The 18,562-nt window shown below is 62.3% G+C and carries 17 protein-coding genes and 2 pseudogenes; 10 read left to right on the top strand and 9 right to left on the bottom strand.

The window, feature by feature from the left end; genetic code table 11:
- Positions 1 to 40: 40 nt before the first annotated feature.
- Positions 41 to 262, bottom strand: a complete 222-nt coding sequence (locus tag ACNJX8_RS24730) for a biotin/lipoyl-containing protein (RefSeq protein ID WP_128934384.1) — start codon at positions 260 to 262, stop codon at positions 41 to 43.
- Positions 263 to 357: 95 nt separating this feature from the next.
- Between ACNJX8_RS24730 and ACNJX8_RS24725 the strand changes: the two genes are divergently transcribed.
- The 7 genes and pseudogenes from ACNJX8_RS24725 (at position 358) to ACNJX8_RS24695 (ending at position 6,994) form a co-directional block, all read left to right on the top strand.
- Positions 358 to 1,332, top strand: coding sequence for an IclR family transcriptional regulator (locus ACNJX8_RS24725; protein WP_164934467.1), 975 nt, complete (start codon positions 358 to 360; stop codon positions 1,330 to 1,332).
- The gene (locus tag ACNJX8_RS24720) at positions 1,262 to 2,821 is read left to right on the top strand and encodes an acyl-CoA carboxylase subunit beta (RefSeq protein WP_439357090.1); all 1,560 of its coding nucleotides are present in this window, start codon (positions 1,262 to 1,264) and stop codon (positions 2,819 to 2,821) included. Before ACNJX8_RS24725 ends, ACNJX8_RS24720 begins: the two co-directional genes overlap by 71 nt.
- A 452-nt stretch (positions 2,822 to 3,273) precedes the next feature.
- Positions 3,274 to 3,807 (top strand): hypothetical protein, encoded by a 534-nt coding sequence (locus ACNJX8_RS24715; protein WP_439357089.1) that lies wholly within the window; start codon positions 3,274 to 3,276, stop codon positions 3,805 to 3,807.
- 58 nt (positions 3,808 to 3,865) lie between these two features.
- Positions 3,866 to 4,006, top strand: a pseudogene (locus tag ACNJX8_RS24710) (GMC oxidoreductase); the annotation flags it as partial.
- Positions 4,007 to 4,361: 355 nt separating this feature from the next.
- On the top strand, positions 4,362 to 5,771 hold the full coding sequence (locus tag ACNJX8_RS24705; RefSeq protein WP_164934469.1) for a TadE/TadG family type IV pilus assembly protein: 1,410 nt from the start codon (positions 4,362 to 4,364) through the stop codon (positions 5,769 to 5,771).
- A gap of 12 nt (positions 5,772 to 5,783) precedes the next feature.
- Positions 5,784 to 6,341, top strand: coding sequence for a TadE/TadG family type IV pilus assembly protein (locus ACNJX8_RS24700; protein WP_128934381.1), 558 nt, complete (start codon positions 5,784 to 5,786; stop codon positions 6,339 to 6,341).
- Positions 6,341 to 6,994, top strand: a complete 654-nt coding sequence (locus ACNJX8_RS24695) for a TadE/TadG family type IV pilus assembly protein (RefSeq protein WP_439357088.1) — start codon at positions 6,341 to 6,343, stop codon at positions 6,992 to 6,994. Before ACNJX8_RS24700 ends, ACNJX8_RS24695 begins: the two co-directional genes overlap by 1 nt.
- A 7-nt stretch (positions 6,995 to 7,001) precedes the next feature.
- Here ACNJX8_RS24695 and ACNJX8_RS24690 read toward each other — a convergent pair whose 3' ends face one another.
- From ACNJX8_RS24690 to ACNJX8_RS24665, 6 genes are all read right to left on the bottom strand, one after another.
- The gene (locus ACNJX8_RS24690; RefSeq protein WP_439357087.1) at positions 7,002 to 8,477 is read right to left on the bottom strand and encodes an FAD-binding oxidoreductase; all 1,476 of its coding nucleotides are present in this window, start codon (positions 8,475 to 8,477) and stop codon (positions 7,002 to 7,004) included.
- A gap of 114 nt (positions 8,478 to 8,591) precedes the next feature.
- Complete coding sequence (locus ACNJX8_RS24685) at positions 8,592 to 9,359, bottom strand: amino acid ABC transporter ATP-binding protein (protein ID WP_439357086.1); 768 nt, start codon at positions 9,357 to 9,359, stop codon at positions 8,592 to 8,594.
- 22 nt (positions 9,360 to 9,381) lie between these two features.
- The gene (locus ACNJX8_RS24680) at positions 9,382 to 10,074 is read right to left on the bottom strand and encodes an amino acid ABC transporter permease (protein WP_128934377.1); all 693 of its coding nucleotides are present in this window, start codon (positions 10,072 to 10,074) and stop codon (positions 9,382 to 9,384) included.
- Positions 10,071 to 10,865, bottom strand: coding sequence for an amino acid ABC transporter permease (locus tag ACNJX8_RS24675; RefSeq protein ID WP_128946447.1), 795 nt, complete (start codon positions 10,863 to 10,865; stop codon positions 10,071 to 10,073). The genes ACNJX8_RS24680 and ACNJX8_RS24675 overlap by 4 nt, the downstream gene beginning before the upstream one ends.
- Before the next feature lie 62 nt (positions 10,866 to 10,927).
- Positions 10,928 to 11,854 carry an amino acid ABC transporter substrate-binding protein gene (locus ACNJX8_RS24670; RefSeq protein WP_439357085.1) on the bottom strand — a complete coding sequence of 309 codons (927 nt, stop codon included), beginning with the start codon at positions 11,852 to 11,854 and terminating at the stop codon, positions 10,928 to 10,930.
- 29 nt (positions 11,855 to 11,883) lie between these two features.
- Complete coding sequence (locus tag ACNJX8_RS24665; protein ID WP_439361971.1) at positions 11,884 to 13,044, bottom strand: aminotransferase class V-fold PLP-dependent enzyme; 1,161 nt, start codon at positions 13,042 to 13,044, stop codon at positions 11,884 to 11,886.
- A gap of 236 nt (positions 13,045 to 13,280) precedes the next feature.
- Here ACNJX8_RS24665 and ACNJX8_RS24660 point away from each other — a divergent pair, with 236 nt between their 5' ends.
- Entirely contained in the window at positions 13,281 to 14,051 is a 771-nt protein-coding gene (locus tag ACNJX8_RS24660; RefSeq protein WP_439357084.1) for an IclR family transcriptional regulator, read from the top strand.
- A 367-nt stretch (positions 14,052 to 14,418) separates the two neighbouring features.
- Here ACNJX8_RS24660 and ACNJX8_RS24655 read toward each other — a convergent pair whose 3' ends face one another.
- Positions 14,419 to 14,643: a DUF3734 domain-containing protein gene (locus ACNJX8_RS24655; RefSeq protein ID WP_439357083.1), complete on the bottom strand. Its 225-nt coding sequence runs from the start codon at positions 14,641 to 14,643 to the stop codon at positions 14,419 to 14,421.
- An 85-nt stretch (positions 14,644 to 14,728) separates the two neighbouring features.
- On the opposite strand from ACNJX8_RS24655, the gene ACNJX8_RS24650 reads away from it, so the two are divergent.
- Positions 14,729 to 15,745 (top strand): transporter, encoded by a 1,017-nt coding sequence (locus ACNJX8_RS24650; protein ID WP_439357082.1) that lies wholly within the window; start codon positions 14,729 to 14,731, stop codon positions 15,743 to 15,745.
- 69 nt (positions 15,746 to 15,814) lie between these two features.
- Positions 15,815 to 17,170 carry a carbohydrate porin gene (locus tag ACNJX8_RS24645; RefSeq protein ID WP_439361970.1) on the top strand — a complete coding sequence of 452 codons (1,356 nt, stop codon included), beginning with the start codon at positions 15,815 to 15,817 and terminating at the stop codon, positions 17,168 to 17,170.
- Here the strand turns inward: ACNJX8_RS24645 and ACNJX8_RS24640 are convergent.
- Positions 17,167 to 18,461, bottom strand: a pseudogene (locus ACNJX8_RS24640) (MFS transporter). The gene ACNJX8_RS24645 and the pseudogene ACNJX8_RS24640 overlap by 4 nt on opposite strands.
- Positions 18,462 to 18,562 lie beyond the last annotated feature (101 nt).

Raw genomic sequence — 18,562 nt, 5'->3', positions numbered from 1 at the left:
CCAGGCTGACAGAATGTCGCGGAGTCCAGGGATTATGCAGTCAGTTTGCGACGATCGCGATCGCTTGTCCCTCGGCAACGACGTCGTCGAGTTTCACCAGAAGCGACGTGATCGTGCCGCTCGCGGGCGACTGCACGGGTATCTCCATCTTCATGGCTTCGACGACCACAACGTCATCGCCATCTGCGACGGTTCCTCCAACCTGCACGGGAGTTGCGCAGATGCGCCCCGCGACCTCCGTGACGATCTTAATTTCTGGCATGCCATCGCCTTTTTGTTGTCGTCGCAAAATGCCTGAGGTAGCGTCGTCTGCAAGTGGAATTTAATTCCGCAGAGCGAAACAAGCTGGTAGGGAACATGGGACGACGATCGGAGCGGTTAAGTAGGCAAGGTGTCCTCGCTGGCGATGCCGGTGAGGGTGATGTCATCCAGGTGGTGTCGCGCGCGTTCGACGTATTGCGATGCTTCGAGGGCCACGAGGCGCGGCTCGGCAATCTCGAGATTTCAAATCGCTGCGGCCTGCCGCGCTCGACGGTGTCGCGGCTCACGCACACGCTGACGCGGATGGGCCAGCTCGTCTACCTGCCGCGCGATCAAAAATATCGCATCGGCCCGAGCGCGGTGGCGATGAGCGCCTCGATGATGAAGGGCGCTCAGCTGCGCAGCATGATCCGCCAGCGGCTTCAGGAAGTCGCCGAGCAGCTTCCGGGCACGGTCGGCTTCGTCGTTCCCGATCGCTTCCATCTCGTCTATCTCCAGTTCGCACGCTCGGCGAGCGCGCTCGGCCTACACGAGGGCACCGGCAGCCGCATCTCGATGGCTTCGACCGCGGCAGGCGCAGCCTACACCGCGGCACTGGCGCCCGAGGTCGGCGATGCCTTCATTGCGGACATGGAGCGGGAGGCCCCCGAGGCTGCGAAGATCCTGAGGCCCCGCATCGAGGCCAACCGGCAGTCGCTGCGCGAGCGCGGTTATGTCGTGGCCTGCGGCCTGTGGAGTCCGCACATCAACGGGCTCGCGGTGCCGATCTGGTCGCCGCAGTACCAGACCTTCGTCGTCATCACGATCGGCCTGCTGGCTGCAATGTATGACGAGCAGCGGCTGCATGACGAAGTCGCCCCGTTGATGCTCACGCTCGGCCGCTCGCTCGGCAGCCTGATGGAAGGCGCCGAGGGCGATGCCTTCAACAACCGTCTCTCGCGTAAGCCGGTCGCAATGGCCGTGCGCAACAATAACAAGCCGATCAACTCGGAGGGAGTGAATGAACTGGAAGCCGGAACTCGACGAGCTCACCCGGCGCGAAGCCTTCGCGCGGGAGATGGGCGGCGTTGACAAGGTCAAGCGACAGCATGACCAGGGCCGGCTGACTGTTCGGGAGCGCATCGACGGACTGATCGACAAGGGCAGCTTTCACGAGATCGGTGCCGTCTCCGGCATCGGTGAGTACGATTCCAGCGGCGAGCTGCAGAAAGTGACGCCGGCGAACTGCGTGTTCGGTCGTGCGCGCATCGACGGCCGTACCGTGGTCGTGGTCGGCGACGATTTCACGGTGCGCGGCGGCTCGGCGGACGCGTCGATCTCGGCCAAGCCGCTGATGGCGGAGGAGATGGCGCACGACTTCCGCCTGCCCATCGTCCGCATCGTCGAGGGCTCCGGCGGCGGCGGCTCGGTCAAGACCATCGAGACCAAGGGCGCGGCCAATCTGCCGGGCGGCATCGGCGGCACGCGCTGGTATCGCTACACGACGGAGAATCTGTCGCGCGTGCCGGTGGTCGCACTCGGCCTCGGTTCGGTCGCGGGCTTAGGTGCCGCGCGTCTTGCCGCCAGCCACTATTCCATCATGACCCGGAAGTCCGCGATGTTCGTGGCGGGCCCGCCGGTGGTGAAGGCGCTGGGGCAGGACCTCTCGAAGGAGGAACTCGGCGGCGCCGACATCCAGACCCGCGCCGGGGCAATCGATCACGCGGTCGAGACCGAGGAGGAGGCCTTTGCCTGCGCGCGGCGCTTCCTGTCTTATCTGCCGTCCTCGGTGTACGAGCTGCCGCCGACCTTGCCCTGCACCGACAATCCGGAGCGCACCGAGGAAGCGCTGCTGAGCGCGGTGCCGCGCAACCGCAAGCAGGTCTATAAGGTGCGCCCGATCATCGACGCCGTCGTCGACAAGGGCTCGTTCTTCGAGGTCGCCAAGAATTTCGGGAAGCCTGTTATCGTCGGTCTCGCGCGGCTCGAGGGCAGGGCGGTGCTGCTGCTCGCCAGCGACAGTTTTCATTATGGCGGCTCCTGGACCGCAGATGCCTGCCAGAAGGTGGTGCGCTGGGTCGACTTCGCCGAGACCTTCCACCTGCCGATCGTCTATCTCATGGACTGCCCCGGCTTCATGATCGGCCTCGATGCCGAGAAGGCCGCCACCATCCGCCACGGCGTCCGCGCCATGGCCGCGGTGAACCAGACCACCGTGCCCTGGTGCACGGTGATTCTGCGCAACGCCTTCGGCGTCGCCGGCGTCGTGCATCAGCCCGCCGATCGCTTCTCGATCCGCTACGCCTGGCCGTCCGCCTATTGGGGTTCGCTGCCACTCGAAGGCGGCATCGAAGCCGCCTACCGCGCCGATATCGACGCGGCCGAGGACAAGGTCGCGAAGCTGAAGGAGATCGAAGCGCGCCTCAACAAGCTGCGCTCGCCGTTCCGCTCGGCCGAAAAGTTCTGGGTCGAGGAGATCATCGATCCCAGGAAGACGCGATCATTGCTGTGCGAGTTCGCGCGCCTCGCCGAGCCGCTGCGTAAGCCCGGGCCGCCGGAGAATTTTTCGATCAGGCCGTAGCGCTCAAGCCGTGATTGCAGCGGTCGGGCGAGGAACCTTTCCAGGCGTGCCGCATTCGTCGCGCATGAGGAGCTTGTATTTCGGCATCGGCGCTCTCGCCGGCGCGCTGGTCCTCCTCATGATTTGGCTGGGCCAGCACGAACGGCAAGCGTCAATCGATCGTCTCGAGCGATGGGAAATTCCCCACGCGCCTGCGCGCTAGCTGGGGACACTTGACCGCGGTTTGCAGCGACATAGCCGTCGCTGATGCACAATTGGTCAAGTCTCAGTTTCGACGATACGCCATTCGTTCTCTGCGAGTTAATCGTTCCGGCCGCTACGTCTGGTTTACAACGGTTGCGGAGGCCAGCCCGCAAATGCAACCACTTTCAGCCGCTCTTTAGGCCGATTTCAGCCAAACTGTTATTGGTTGCTCGCTGCGGGGCGGGGATTTCACAATTTGGAGCCCTGCAATGTTCAAGTCAGTTCTTTCTGCGTGCCTTTTCGTTGCCCTTAGCTCCGTTGCCTCCGAAGCCCGGCCCTATCGCATTCATCAAGCACCTGAATGCAACGTCACGATGCCCTGCGACTTCTCGTATTCCCAAACCCGCCGTGAGCGGACGCCCAGATCCTCACTACAAGCCTATCGCTCGACGCAACTGACAGTGACCGACGCAGGCGGCGCCGCGGCGACGAGTGTCTCCGGCACGCGCATCATTGGAGGGCGGCCGGCCGGTTGCCCCTCATCCTTCTGCGGCTGCGGCGCGGCTCTGCGCGTGTTCGGGCGTGTGGTGCCGGAATTGAATCTCGCTGCGAACTGGCTGCGCTTTCCGCGTACGTCACCGGCACCGGGAATGGTCGCGGCCCGGCGCGGGCATGTCTTCGTCCTGGAGCAGCACCTCGGGGGCGACATGTGGATGGCCTACGACGCCAATTCGGGCGGTCACACAACGCGAATGCATGCGCGCTCGCTGCGGGGCTACACGGTCGTCAACCCGCGCGGCTGAGAAGATGGCGGGATTGCCCGGCTTCAACTAGAGCCGTCACACTTTGCCGAAATTCGTGGTGGTCGACAACCAGGGCCGCGTCAAGGGCGTGCAGGGCCTGCGGGTCGTCGACGCCTCGATCTTCCCGGTGGTGCCCTGCGCCAACACCAACTTCCCGGTGCTGATGTCGGCGGAAAAGATCGCTGCTGCGATCCAGTGAGCTGCAAGCGTTCTTCCGGGATTAACAGCGGCTTGCCGGAGCAGCCGCGGGCCCTCCGCGTCTCAGGCCAGATGCGCCCAGCTAAGGCCAGGATGCCGCCATCCGACCGTCCGGATGCTCCTGCCCGCAATCTCCATGATCGCGTTTATGCGGCGTTAATGATGCTTTCTCAATATGAGACATCTCAATTTGTCGCAGTCCATGTTTGTGGATTGCACGTAAGTGTTGATTAAGAAGGCCAAATCCATATTCCGGCCTGCGATGCGCGGGGGTCGGCGTGAGGAATGCTGCGCCTCGTCCATCACGGGATTTCAGGAAGTATTTTTGCCGCTACGCGGCAATCAGGATGAAGGTCATGCTCCGCCGGGTAGTGCTCCGTTTCGCCAGAGATCGGAAGGCCAACGTCGCCATTATCTTCGCGCTCATGATGGTCCCGACCATCTTTCTCCTGGGCATGACGCTGGATTACACGCTGGCCTTGCGCAAGCGCGAGCAATTGAACGCAGCCGCCGACGCCGCCGCGATCGCAGCCGTGCGGCCGGCGATGCTGACGCAGACCGACACGTCCGTGGTCAGGGCGACCGCGGAAGCCGTCTTCGCAGCGAAGGCGAATCTTCCCGGCCTGTCGGCGGTCCCGACGCCAACGGTCACTGTCACCGATTCCGGTCTCGCGCGGACCATCACGGTGTCCTACACCGCGGAGTCCATCAATAATTTCCCCGGCGTCCTCGGCAAGCAGACCTGGCAGGTGGCCGGTTCGGCGACGGCGAAGGCGTCGAGCGCGCCCAATATGAATTTCTACCTGCTGCTGGACGACTCGCCGTCGATGGCGATCGCAGCGACGCAGACCGACATCAACAACATGATCGCTGCTACGAGCAGTCAGCCTTCATACGCGAGAAACTGCGCGTTCGCCTGTCACGAAGTCCATCCCAATAACCAAAACCCGAGTTCAACCAACAAGGATAATCTCACCGTCGCACGCAATAAGAACATCACATTGCGAATCGATCTCGTGACCAATGCCGTCAAGCAATTGCTCGTGGGGCCCTGGTCGTGCCCGCAATCGGGTGTTTCGGGCGGCGTCATGCAGTGCATGGCGGCGCTCAACAACACCACCTACAAGGCCGCCATCTACACCTTCGACTACAATTTCAACACGATCCAGACGCTGACGACCCCCACGACCGCGGGCACGATGATCGGCAACATTCAGCTCATGACGGTGGATCACCAGAACTGCGTCATTTACGGCAATTGCTCCACCGACTACGGCTCGGACATCTCAGGTGGGCTGACAGGCGTCAACGGCGTCATGCCCGCCCCTGGCAGCGGCACCAACCAAGCCGGCGATACGCCGCAGGAGGTGGTGTTCCTCGTGACCGACGGGGTTGAAGACAAGCTGATCCCGAAGACTGCAAGCTGCGATCCGAATGCCACCTATCCGCTTCCAACCGTCGGCACCACGCAAGTGCGCTGCCAGCAGCCGCTCAATACCGCGGCATGCACGACGATCAAGAACCGCGGCATTCGCATCGCGGTTCTCTACACCGAGTATCTGCAGCTGCCGACCGACAACTGGTACAACACGCGCATCGCGCAATTCAATAATCCGTCCTCGTCCACGGGTACGATCGCGCAACGGCTGGAATCATGCGCCTCGCCCGGTCTGTACGCGAGCGTTCAGACCGGCGGCGACATTTCCGCGGCGCTGACCAACCTTTTCCTCAAAGTCGCGTCCAGCACAGCCAGCCTCGTGCAGTAGAGAAGAAGCGCCATGATTGGCCCCGCCGCAACAACCAAGAGCCGCCGCAATCGCTGCGCCGCGTTCGCGCGGGATAGGAGGGGCGCCACGGCCGTCGAATTCGCGCTGGTCGCTGCGCCGTTCCTCGCGCTCATCATCGCGCTCCTCCAGACGTTTCTGGTCTTCTTCGCCCAGCAGATGCTCGAATCCGTCGTGCGCCAGTCGGCGCGCCTCGTCATGACCGGGCAGGTTCAGTCCGCGAAGATGACGCAGGCGGTTTTCAAGCAAAAGGTCTGCGATCAGATCGTTATCCTGTTCAATTGCAGCGGCCTGATGGTCGACATGCAGGTGGCGACTTCATGGACGTCCGCGAACACGGCGATGCCGACCCTGACCTTCGACGGCTCGGGCAACGTCACCAATACCTGGCAGTACGATCCGGGCGACGCCGGCGACATCGTCGTTCTCCGCGTCATGTATGTGTGGCCGGTCGTGCTCGGGCCGCTCGGTTTCAATCTCTCGAACCTCAGCAACGGCAACCGGCTGATCATGTCGTCCGCCGCGTTCCAGAACGAGCCAGGAGCTTCCTGATGATCGCCGCCCTGTCGTATCGCGCCCGGCACCTGTTGACCGATGTCCGCGCCGTTGCAGCGACGGAGTTCGCCATGGTGGCGCCGTTCATGCTGGTGCTCTATGTCGGCGGTGTCGAGCTCGGCAACGGCCTCGCCATGAACGTCAAGGTCAGCGCGACCGCGCACAGTGTCGCCGACATGATCACGCAGAACACGGCGGTGACGTCGTCTCAGATGGACGGTATTCTCGCGGCGGCGACCGCCATCATGGCCCCATATCCTACCAAGAACGGCTCGACCTCCTTGATGACGATCACGGTCTCGGAAGTGTCGACCGACAGCACGGGGAAGGCGACGGTGCAGTGGAGCAAGTCGACGAGTTCCTCGGGAGCGCGAACCGTCGGTCAGCAGATGACCTTGTCATCGTTTACCGCGCCGAGCGGTACCAGCAACGCCAACATCTCGCTCATTCTGAGTGAGGTGTCCTACGACTATGCGCCCAACCTCGGCTTCACCATCGCCGGCACCGTGAAGCTGTCCGACAGCTACTATCTGTTCCCGCGTTGTTCGACCAACAGCCCGGCCACCTCGAGCTTTCCCTATTACGACGTGAAATATCCGGCGACGTCGACCTGCACCTGCGTCCAGCATTTGCAGCAGAAGACCTGTTGATCACCGGTCACAGCCGCAGCACCTTGCCGGGATTCATGATGTTTTGCGGATCGAGCGCGCGCTTGATCGTGCGCATGATGTCGAGCTCGGTCTTCGAGCGGTAGTGACTGAGCTCGTCGAGCTTGTCGATGCCGATGCCGTGTTCCGCCGAGATCGAGCCGCCCATGGAGGTGATGAGATCGTTCACGGCCCGCGTGATGGCGCCCTTGTATTGGATCAGCGTCTGCTGATCCATGCCCTTGGGCCCCATGAACGAAAAATGCAGATTGCCGTCGCCGATGTGCCCCAGCGGATAGGGGCGAATGGTCGGGAGAATGCCGAGCACGGCCTTGAGCCCCTTGTCGATGAACTCCGGAATCCTGGAGATCGCCACTGAGACATCGTAGCTGAGCCCCGGTCCCTCGGCCCTGGAGGCCTCGGCGACGCCCTCTCGGATGCGCCACATGTTGCGCGATTGACTGATCGTGTGCGCGATCGTCGCATCGAGCACGCGGCCGGCTTCGAGCTGATCGGCCAGAAACTGCTGCATCTTCTCGGACATGCCCTCAGTCCCGTCCCGGCGTGGGCGCGCGGACGACCATTCGAGCAGGAGGTACCATGGCGTATCCGCCTTGAGCGGATCCTGTGTGCCGGGAATGTGACGCAGCACCATGTCGATGGCGCTGCGGCTCATCAGCTCGCAAGAGCCGACATTATCCTCGGACGCTGCGTGCGCTTCGGATAGGATCTCCAGGGCTGCGCGCGGATCGCGGATCGCCAGCCACGCGGTGCAGACGTCCTTCGGCGCTGGCCATAGCTTGAGCACGGCCTTGGTGATGATGCCGAGCGTGCCTTCGGCGCCCATGAACAGATGCTTGAGGTCGTAGCCCGTGTTGTCCTTCTTGAGCGCACGCAGTCCGTCCCAGACATCGCCATTGGCCAACACGACTTCGAGCCCCAGAACGAGATTGCGGGCATTGCCATAGCGCAGCACCTGCACGCCGCCGGCGTTCGTCGACAGATTGCCGCCGATCATGCACGAGCCCTGCGCGCCAAGACTGAGGGGCAGGAACCTGTCGTGACTGGCCGCGGTCTCCTGCAGCGTCTGCAGCACGCAGCCGGCCTCGACCGTCATCGAATAGCCGACGGGATCGACCTCCAGAATGCGGTTCATGCGGCCGAGCGACAACACGATGCCGTTGTGCGCAGGCCAGGGCGTTGCCCCACCCATCAGGCCGGTGTTGCCGCCCTGCGGCACGATCGCGACGCCTTGCTCATGGCAAAGCCGGACCACTTTGGACACTTCCTCGGTGCTACCGGGACGAACGACCGCGCCAGCGCCGCCGACCAGCAATCCGCGCCAGTCCGTCACGAACGGCTGCTTGCCGTGCTCGTCCTCGATAAATCCCTTCTCGCCCACGATCGCGCGCAACGCATCGCGCATCTCGGCGGTCAAGGGAGCGGTCGGGATAGTGGGTGGGGACGACGGGAAGGCAGCCGGCATTTCTTTCCTCTGGCGCATCTTGGTGTGCACTGCGCACGTGACGTGCTGAGGGGTATTGTCCACGTTTGTGCCGGGGAGTCTAGCGACGTACCTTCATGTCAGCCGGGCAGGGCCCTAGTAGATGATCTGGTTCAGGAAGCCCTTCGCCCGGTCCGTGCGCGGAGCCCGAAAGAACGTTTCCGGATTTGCCTCCTCAACGATCCTTCCACGATCCATGAAGACCACCCGGTCGGCGACTTCGCGGGCGAATCCCATCTCGTGCGTCACGCAGACCATCGTCATGCCATCTCGCGCCAGCTCCACCATGGTGTCCAGCACTTCCTTGACCATCTCAGGGTCGAGAGCGGATGTCGGTTCGTCGAACAGCATGATCTTGGGCTGCATACACAGCGCCCGCGCGATCGCGACGCGTTGCTGCTGACCACCCGACAATTGTGCGGGATACTTGTCCGCCTGATCCTGAATACGGACTTTCCGCAGCAAGCCGAGTGCGCGATCGCGCGCTTCTGCTTGCGACAGGCCGCGAACCTTCATCGGAGCCAGCATGCAGTTCTCGGCCACCGTGAGATGCGGGAAGAGGTTGAAGCTCTGAAACACCATGCCGACTTCACAGCGCACACTGTTGATGTCGGCGATGCGGTTGCTCAACTCGACGCCGTCGACGATGATCCGGCCTTCGTCGTGCTTCTCGATATGGTTGATGCACCGGATCAGCGTCGACTTGCCGGAGCCGGAAGGGCCGCACAGAACGATTTTCTCGCCCTTGCCGACCTCGAGATTGACGTCGTTCAGCGCAGTGAACGCGCCGAACCGCTTCACGACATTCTCGACGACGACAATTGCGCCGGGCTGCGTGGCATCGCTCAAATTCTCTCGAGGCATGTTGTCTCCCAAATTCGAGGCGTTATCGCGATGTGGCGAGAGCGTATCGTTTGCGAAGGGCAGCGACACACTGGGAAGCTGCAGAACTTATGGCGAGGTAGGCCACTGCCACGACCAAGTACATTTCGACGAGGCGGCCATTGAGCTGCGCAAGCTTGGAAGCTGCGCCCAGAAGATCCGTCAGCGAAAGCACGTAAACCAGAGAAGTGTCCTGAAACAGGATGATGGTCTGGCTCAGGATGATCGGACTGGCCACGCGCAGGACCTGCGGGAGGACGACATGGCGGTAGGTATCATAAGTGGACAACGCGAGTGCCTGGCAGGCCTCGAACTGGCCCTTGTTCACTGCCCGCAGCCCGACACGGATGATCTCGGAGTAGTAGGCCGCCTCAAACAAGCCGAAGGTGATAAAGGCCGTATAGGTGGCGCCGATCGGGATCGGGCGGCCGTTGCCGCTGAGATGCCCAAGCACGATTGGCACCAGGAAGAAAAACCAAAACAGAACGAGGATCAGCGGGATCGACCGGATGACCGCAACGTAGCCGCGGATGATCTGGGCGAACAGCGGAATCTCGAAATGCTGTACGAGCGCAAGGCAGGTCCCGAGAACCATGCCGATGGCGAATGCGGCGGCCGTGAGCGCAAGTGAGAAGAGCAGGCCGGACCAGAGATAGGGCCAGGATTGCGCTAGAATCGAGAAATCGAGGGTGTTCATTTCACGACCTCCATGGCGCCGGGCAGAGCGCCGCTTTGCTGCATATCGGCGGCCAGATCCTGGCCAGCAGTGAGCTTGACGGGAGCGCTCCCCGGAATGCGGACTGCTTTGTCGATGAACGTCATGGCCTGATACGCAACGAGCGCCAGACAGAGGTAGATGATCGTCGCCGCGCCAAATGCCGAGAACGTCTGGAACGTGGCCTCGCTGATCTGGCGCGCCTGGGCGGTGAGCTCCATCAAGCCGATCGTGAGTGCGACCGAGGTGTTCTTGTATATGCCCATCACCTCGCTGGTGAGGCTCGGCACGATGAGGCGCAAGGCCTGCGGCACGACGACATATCGATAGGTGAGGTAACCACTGAGGCCGAGAGCATTGGCCGCCTCGATCTGTCCCTTTGGGAGTGCTTCGATACCCGCCCGGACCTGCTCGGCTATTCGGGAAGCCGTGTAGAGCCCAAGGCAAAGGAGTGCCGGGAAGAACGACGCCCAGGGCGGCGGAATCTGCTTGATGGCATCGCCCAGCGCGGTGGGCACGACCTCCGGGAAGACGAAGTACCAGAGGAACATCTGCACCAGGACGGGGATGTTTCTGAATATCTCGACATAGAGACGGGCCAGGATCGAAAAGAAGCGATTCTGGACTGTACGGCCAACGCCGACGACCACACCGATGCCGAAGGCGATCCACCAGCCGAAGAAAGCCAGAGCCAGCGTCCAACCGAGACCCGACACAAGCCAGTCGATATAGCGCTGGCCGTCCGCCGTCTGTTCAAAAAGCACTCCGAACATCGCGAGCCCTCAGGTTGCAGGTGCGAACGAGGAATTCCTTGCGAGACGGTCAGCTCCGTCAATCAGTCAACGGCATCGCTGGGATGCGCGATCCGCGCCATCAATTCGTCCGTGAGCGGGAATGCGAGGTTCTCACCCTTGGGCGGGATCGGCTTGGTGAACCATTTCGCGTAGGTCTTGTCGAATTGGCCGGACGCCATTTGTTTAGAAAGAACGTCGTCGACGAGGCGCTTGAAGCCGGCATCACCCTTCGCGAACATCAGTCCATAATAGATCTTTGCGTAACCCTCGGGGAGGAACAAGAGCGCATCCGGATTCGGCGCCGCAGCCTTGAGCCCGGCGAGAAGGATATCGTCTTCCATGAAAGCGGCCGCACGGCCGGTGTTCAGCATCAGGAAGGATTCCGCGTGGTCCTTGGCCTGGACGATGTTGAGGCCGAGTTGCTCCTTGGCGTTGACGCTCTGCGCGAAACCTACCGCGTTGGAGCCTTGCGTGACGACAATCGTCTTGCCTTTCAGGTCGCCGGCGGTCTTCACGCCACTGGCGGCCTTGACGAGCCATCGCGGCTGGCTGACGAACGTCGCGACGGAAAACGAGACCTGTTCCTGCCGCTTCTTGTCGTTCGCAGTGCCGCCGCATTCGATGTCGACCGTCCCGCTCTGGATCAGCGGAATCCGGTTCGAGGAGTTCACCGGCGTGTAGTTGACCTTGAGGTTGGGCAACTTCAGCTCCTCCTTGATGCGATCGACGATCGCCGCGCAGAGATCGAGCGAGAAGCCGACGGGCTTCTGATCGGGCCCGAGGTACGAGAACGGTATCGAAGCCTCACGGTAGCCGATCGTGATTGCGCCGCTGGATTTGATCTTATCAAGCGTCGGACTGTCGGCTGCTGCGGAGGGGCTTGGGCTGACGGCCAGGAGTCCTGAAACCAGGAGTCCTGAAACCAGGAGTCCTGGGAGAAGTCCGAGCACCTGAACAAGCTTCTTCATGGTCTTTGCCTTTCCCTCGTTTGTCGAATTCAAGCTGCGGCGGAAGGGCGTCCGAGCCCTCGCCGACGGATGACATCGATCAGGCGATCGATGTCGTTGGCGGTGTTGAACATGCCGAGCGAGACGCGAATGCCATCTCGTTCGGGCGATACGCGCACATCGTTCTTCTCGAAATGGCCGAGCCAGTCCGATGGGGGCAGGGCGATGACGTAGATGTGCGGAGCGCGATGCTTTCGCTCGCGCGGGCCAACGAGGCGGATGTCCAGCTCGTCCAGGCGCGCGATGAGGTGATCGCCGAGATCAAAACAGTGGTTCTGGATGTTCTGCCCCCCGATCTGCTCGATCATGTCGAGGGAAGCACCCAGTGCATGGACCGCGGGCAGATTGAAGTTGCCCAGCTCGAATCGCCTAGCGGTGGGCGAGGGCGCCATCTTGTCCGGGCGCGCGATGAGATCATCAGGGATCTCGGCGAGGCTCGCGGCAGCCAGATAGGCCGGCTCCAGCTCTTTGAGCGCCTTGTCCCAATAAAGAAGCCCGAGCCCTTGCGGAACCAGCAATCCCTTGTGGCTTCCGGAGCCGACGAAGCTCGCGCCAATCGCCTTCGCGTTGACAGGCACGACGCCGATCGACTGCATCACGTCCACGACGAAGTAGAGTTTCTTCCTGGCGCACATCGCGCCGACGCTCTCGATGTCAAAGCGGTGACCAGCGTGGAACGTGACATGTGACATCGAAATCGCGCGCGTGTTTTCGTCGATGAAAGGAGCAAAGCTGTCGGCATCGACGATATCGGTCATTGGGATGAATCGGACCTCGACGCCCTTCCGTTGCAGATGGAGGAACGCGTAGGCGTTGTTTGGATGATCGCCGTGGATCATCAGGACATTGTCGCCGGCCCGGAGAGGCAGTGCGTTTGCCGCGATGTTCATGCTTTCCGACGTATTTTTCGTGAAGGCGATTTCATCCGCGGCCACGCCGAGAAAGCGAGCGACCTTGGCGCGGGTCTGCTCCACCCGGTCGAGCCAGACGCTTTTCGGGCCGGCCGTCTCGAAGCCCTCGCGAAGGAAGAGCTCGATCGCGGCCTTTACCGGGCGCGCAAGCGGCGTTTGAAACCCGGAGTCCAGATAGACCATCCGTTCGACAGCGGGGAATTCCTTCCTCACGGCGTCCACGTCGTAGTGACGAGACATACGCATCTCCTGTTGGGCGCGCCGTCGGGACTTGGCCCTCGGCCAAGCGGCGGAGCGAGATTTTCGGAACGGTGAGACTGCGTTGCACAATTTCTGGTCAATCACCGGCAACGCCAAGAATATGAGCTTTCAGGATCTCGAGAAAGGAATTTGTCGATTTTCAATATATTTTATTCCGAAAAGTGATAATAAGTGGCGTAGACCTTGATTTTGCTGCCGATTTGGCCGGAGGGAAAATGACGACGCGCATTGAGAAGGACGGGCCATTGGATCGTGCCTTCGCGATCGTTCGGCACGTTGCCGACCAACGCAAAGCCGTCTCAGCGGCAGAGATCGCAAAGGCTCTCTCGCTGCCCCTTCCAACGGCACACAGGTTGATCGGAAATCTCGAGGACCGCGGACTGCTACAGAAGGCGTTGGGGACCAAGCGTTACGTTGTGGGAAACCACCTCGTCACACTGTCCGCCACTGTCATCGGAGCGGCCTTCCGCACTGCGCGGCGGCATGCGGTGCTTCGGGCGGTTGCGGGAGAAATCGGCGAACAGTGCGAGATCGGCGTCGTACGCGACAATGTCGTTGCCTATGTCGACAGCGTTCGCGTTTCGGAGCCGCAAGGCCTTCAGTTCAATCCGGGAGAGGCGGCGCCGTTACACTGCACGTCGACCGGAAAAATCTACATGAGCAGACTGCCCGAGCGGACCCGGGCGAAGTTGTGCCGCGCACTACCTCTGACCAAATTCACGGAAACGACGATCGTCGACGTCCACGGGCTGATGAAGGTCCTGGAGGACACGCGGCAACGGGGCTGGGCCAAAACCAATGAAGAGTATGTGAAGGGAGTTGTGGGGTGTGCCGTCCCCATTCTGTCACCGGATCGAGAATTGATAGCTTGCTTGGGTGTCTCTGTGCCGGTGGCGCGCGTGAGCTTCGTCGAACTGGACCGGTTCATACCGCCGCTTCAAAAGGCTGCCGCTCTATTGTCGGAGACCATTCTGCAGGTTGATTGATGCGCCGACAACTGGTTCGAGAGCGAATACCGACAGGGCGGCAAGGTCTATGGCACGAACAAGGACGGCCTGATCGAGGCGCGAATTGAGGGAAACACGGTGGCTGCGCTGGTGACGATCCAGACCAGGAGCAATCATCAATCCTTTCTGATGGAAGCACCGGGCTCCTGGATGTCGGAGGTCGCGATCGAATTGAACAAGGAAGCGAAGTGACTTTAATTCGGAATAATCGCATAATAGCCTTGTTTTGCCCGACGTGTCAAACGGCGTTACAGGCGCACTGGGCTAAGTCATTGATCCGGCTGCCGTGGGCTACTGTGCATGGGGTTGTTTTCGCACTTTTTGTTTGAGCGCTCCGGAAGGTGCCTCACGCGCTCTCCGTCTCCCGGTGCACGTCGTGCACCACGAGACCCATGCCTTCGTCCGGCATCCTGATCCAGTCGCGGCGCTTCGGCGTGCGCTTGGTGTCCTCGTAGTCGCATGTCCAGTGTTCGCGCATCGAGGTGCCCGAGAACTCGTGGTCCTTGGCGTCGCCGTCGCGGCTGGCGGCGGAGTAGGGCGGCCATCGCTCTGCATCATCAAACTGTAACAAAGCCGTAATTGAGTAGCTGTGGGGTCCGGAAGATGCCGTCAGCCATCTTCCGGATACGGGGCATTGTTGACGGTTGAGATTGGCCATGGCTGAGCCGGCAAAGCTAGTCAGCGCGATAACGAATGCCGAACCCGCCATTGCCGGCTTGGTGTGGGCCTTCCGTCTGCACAGCGACGGCAGCACTGAGGCGCTGCCGATCGACCAGCCGATCGAGTTCAGCCATGACGGCCGGCTCTGGCTGCATTTCAACCTGACGGATGCGCGCGTGAGGCCCTGGATTGCGGTCTCGCAATTGCCGCCGCTCGCGCGCGAGCTGCTGCTGTCGAACGACACGTTCCAGCAGCTTCACGTCATCGATCACTGCGTCTACGGCGTGTTCTCCGACCTCGTGCGCGAGATCGACAGCGCGACGGAAGAGAACGCGTTCCTGCGCTTCGCCATGACCGAGCATCTCCTGGTCAGCGGACGCCATCAGGCGCTGTGCTCGGCGGACGCGACGCGCCGCGTGCTCGAAGGCGGCTACCGGGTCGACAACGTCGCCCATCTCCTCGAAAAGATCGTCGATGAGGTCGCCGACACGCTTGACAGGATGGCCGACAAGCTCGGGCAGGAGATCGACGACATCGAGGAGCGGATCCTCGCCGACGATAGCAAGCCGGAGATGCGCCGCAATCTCGGCCGGCTGCGCCGGACCTGCGTGCGGCTGCATCGTCAGCTCACGGGCCTTCGCGTGCTGTTCCACCGCCTCGACCAGAAGAACACCGACCACCTCTCGCCAGCCTTGCGCATCCACGCCGGCAAGCTGGCGCAGCGGCTGGACGGGCTCGATCACGACATCGTCGAGCTGCGCGAGCGCAGCCGCCTGTTCGAAGAGGAGCTGCGCTTCAAGAACGAGGAGGAGAGCAACTGCCACCTCCACACGCTCTCCATCGTGACCTCGCTGCTGCTGCCGCCGACGCTGATCACCGGCATCTTCGGCATGAACACCAAGGGCCTGCCGCTCACCGAGGTCGAGACCGGATTCCTCTGGGCGGCCGTTTTGATGGCTTCTTCAGTTGGTGCGGCCTATCTCTTCATGCGGCGGACGGGCATATTCAAGTAACTCCGCCAGCCGGAATCAGCCGTGATCGTGACTGCCCATAGCTCTGTGTTGCGAGGCGCGGCCGCCATTATGCTGGCCTGCACGGCGATAAGCACAAATGCGCTCGCCGGCGCCAAGGACGAGAGCGCGGCCGAGTGGCTGTTTCCAAAATGGTTCAACGAATGGCATGACGGCCTCGCCAACAAGGGCCTGAATTTCGGCGCCACCTATATCGCCGACAATATCGCCAACGTCTCCGGCGGCGTGAAGCGCGGCGCCATCCATTTCGGCCGCCTCGATCTGTCGGTCGATGCCGATCTCGACAAGCTGGTCGGCTGGACTGGCGGCCGCTTCTACGCCAATGCCTTGGTGATCTACGGCCGCGGGCTGTCGCGCAACTACGTAATGAACCTCGCCACCATCAGCGAGATCGAGGCGCTGCCAGACCAGCGGCTCTACAATGCGTATTTCGAGCAAAGCTTCTTCAATGATCGCCTGAACATCAGGGCCGGCCAGCAGGCCGCGGACGTCGAGTTCTTCGACAGCCAGACCGACGACCTCTTCATCAACGGCACCTTCGGCTGGCCGGCGATCAAGGCATCCAACCTTCCGGCCGGCGGCCCGGCGCCACCGATCGCGGTGCCCGGCATTCGTATCAAGGCGGCGCTGACGGACAAGATCACGGCCTACGCCGCGGTGTTCAACGGCGATCCCTCGGGGCCGGGCGATGCCGATCCGCAATTGCGCGACAACCATGGCCTCGCGTTTCGTGTCAACGATCCGCCCTGGGTGATCGGGCAGGTCCGCTTCACCTACGACATCGATGTCGGCGGCCGACCGCTCGCCGGCAATTTCACGCCAGGCGCGTGGAAGCACTATGGCCCGTTCGACAGCCAGCGCTTCACGGCGGAGGGCCTGTCGATCGCCGATCCCGGCGGCAGCGGCATTGCTGCAAAACTTCGCGGCAACTACGGAATCTTCGCGGTGATCGAGCAGGTGCTTTATCGTCCGCCCGAGGTGACGGACAACAGCACCTCAGCCTCGCTCCCTGGCGTCACGGCGTTCGGCCGTATCGCCTACAGCCCGCCGGACCGCAATCTGATCGACCTGTATATGGACGGCGGCATCGGCTTCGTCGGCTTCACGCCTGACCGTCCCCTCGACCGATTCGGCGTGGCGATGGCCTACATGCGGATTTCGAACACCGCCCGCAATCTCGATCTCGACACGCAGGCCTTCACGGGCATCCAGAGTCCGGTGCGCAGCAACGAGATCCTGATCGAGATGATCTACGAGGCGCACGTCAAGCCGGGCTGGCTGATCGCGCCTTACTTTCAGTACGTGTTCCGCCCCTCTGGCGGCGTCCCGAACCCGAACGATCCGACCGGCATCTCCCGGATCGGTGACGCCGCGGTGTTCGGCGTCACCACCACGATCAGGTACTAGGCCATCGCCGCTTGCGGCTTCGGCTTGGGTTGCCGCGACAGCGCCAGCACGATCAGCGAAGCGAACACGCACAGCGCGCCGGCGATGAAGAAGGCGGGCAAATAGCTCTGATAGACCGTCGCGAAAAACCGGCACCGAAGGCGGCAGTACCGGCACCGAGCTGATGGCCGGCAAAGATCCAGCCGAACACCAGATTGGCGCGCTCGGGTCCGAATTTTTGAGCTGTGAGGCGCACGGTCGGCGGCACCGTGGCGATCCAGTCGAGTCCGTAAAACATCGCGAACACCGACAGGCCGTAGAACGAGAAATCGCTGAAGGGCAGGAAGATCAGCGAGAGCCCGCGCAGGCCGTAGTACCAGAACAAGAGCCAGCGGTTGTCGTAGCGGTCCGACAGCCAGCCCGACATGATCGTGCCGAAGAAATCGAAGATGCCCATCGCAGCTAACAGGCTCGCCGCCTGCACTTGTGGGATGCCGAAATCGAGGCACATCGGGATCAGGTGCACCTGGACGAGACCATTGGTCGAGGCACCGCAGACGAAGAAGGTCGCAAACAGGATCCAGAACGCAGTCGACTTCGAGGCGTCGCGCAGCGTGCCGAGCGCAACGCCTGTAATCGAGCCCTGACTCACGGGCGGAGCGGGCAGGGGCGCGGTGCCTTCATCGCCGAACGGGCGCAGGCCGACATCGCCCGGCCGGTCGCGCATCGCGAGCAGGACTGCCAGGGCCGAGACGCCGAGCATGATGCAGACGAAGCCGAGCGCGAGACGCCAGCCGAAGCGCTCGGTGAGGCTTGCGAGCAGCGGCAGGAACACGAGCTGGCCGGTGGCGACGCTCGCCGTCATGATGCCGACGACGAGGCCGCGTCTTGCGGCGAACCAGCGCGTGGCAATGGTTGCGCCCAGCACCAAGGCAGTCATGCCCGTGCCGATCCCGATCACCACGCCCCACAAGGCGACGAGCTGCCAGACCTCGGTCATGCCGAGCGAGAGCACGAGCGCCGACACGACGATCAGCTGTGCGGCGAGCGTGACGTTGCGCAGGCCGTAGCGGTTGAGCAGAGCGGCCGCGAACGGGGCCATCAGCCCGAACAGGATGAAGCGGATCGATAGCGCGGAGGAAATCTCCGCCGTGCTCCAGCCGAACTCCTGTTGCAAGGGAACGATGAACACGCCGGGCGCACCGACCGTGCCGGCGCTGATCAGCGCGGCGAGGAAGGTCACGCCGACCATCACCCAGCCGTAGTGGATGTTGCGGCGGGAAAGTGCTGCCGCGAGCCAGTTCGAGATCATTGGGCCTCAACGTTGATGGGCAGGTCGCAAGAGACCTGCGTCAGCTTGCAGGATGGCACGGGACGCGTCTGTCGCAAATGACGGAGTTCCCTCGTTTTCGG

Origin of the sequence: Bradyrhizobium sp. SPXBL-04, assembly GCF_051853035.1 — a bacterium.
GTDB classification, from domain to species: Bacteria; Pseudomonadota; Alphaproteobacteria; order Rhizobiales; family Xanthobacteraceae; genus Bradyrhizobium; species Bradyrhizobium zhanjiangense.
The sequence above is the reverse complement of the archived record's forward strand: the minus strand, read 5'-3'. Positions and strand labels throughout refer to the sequence as shown.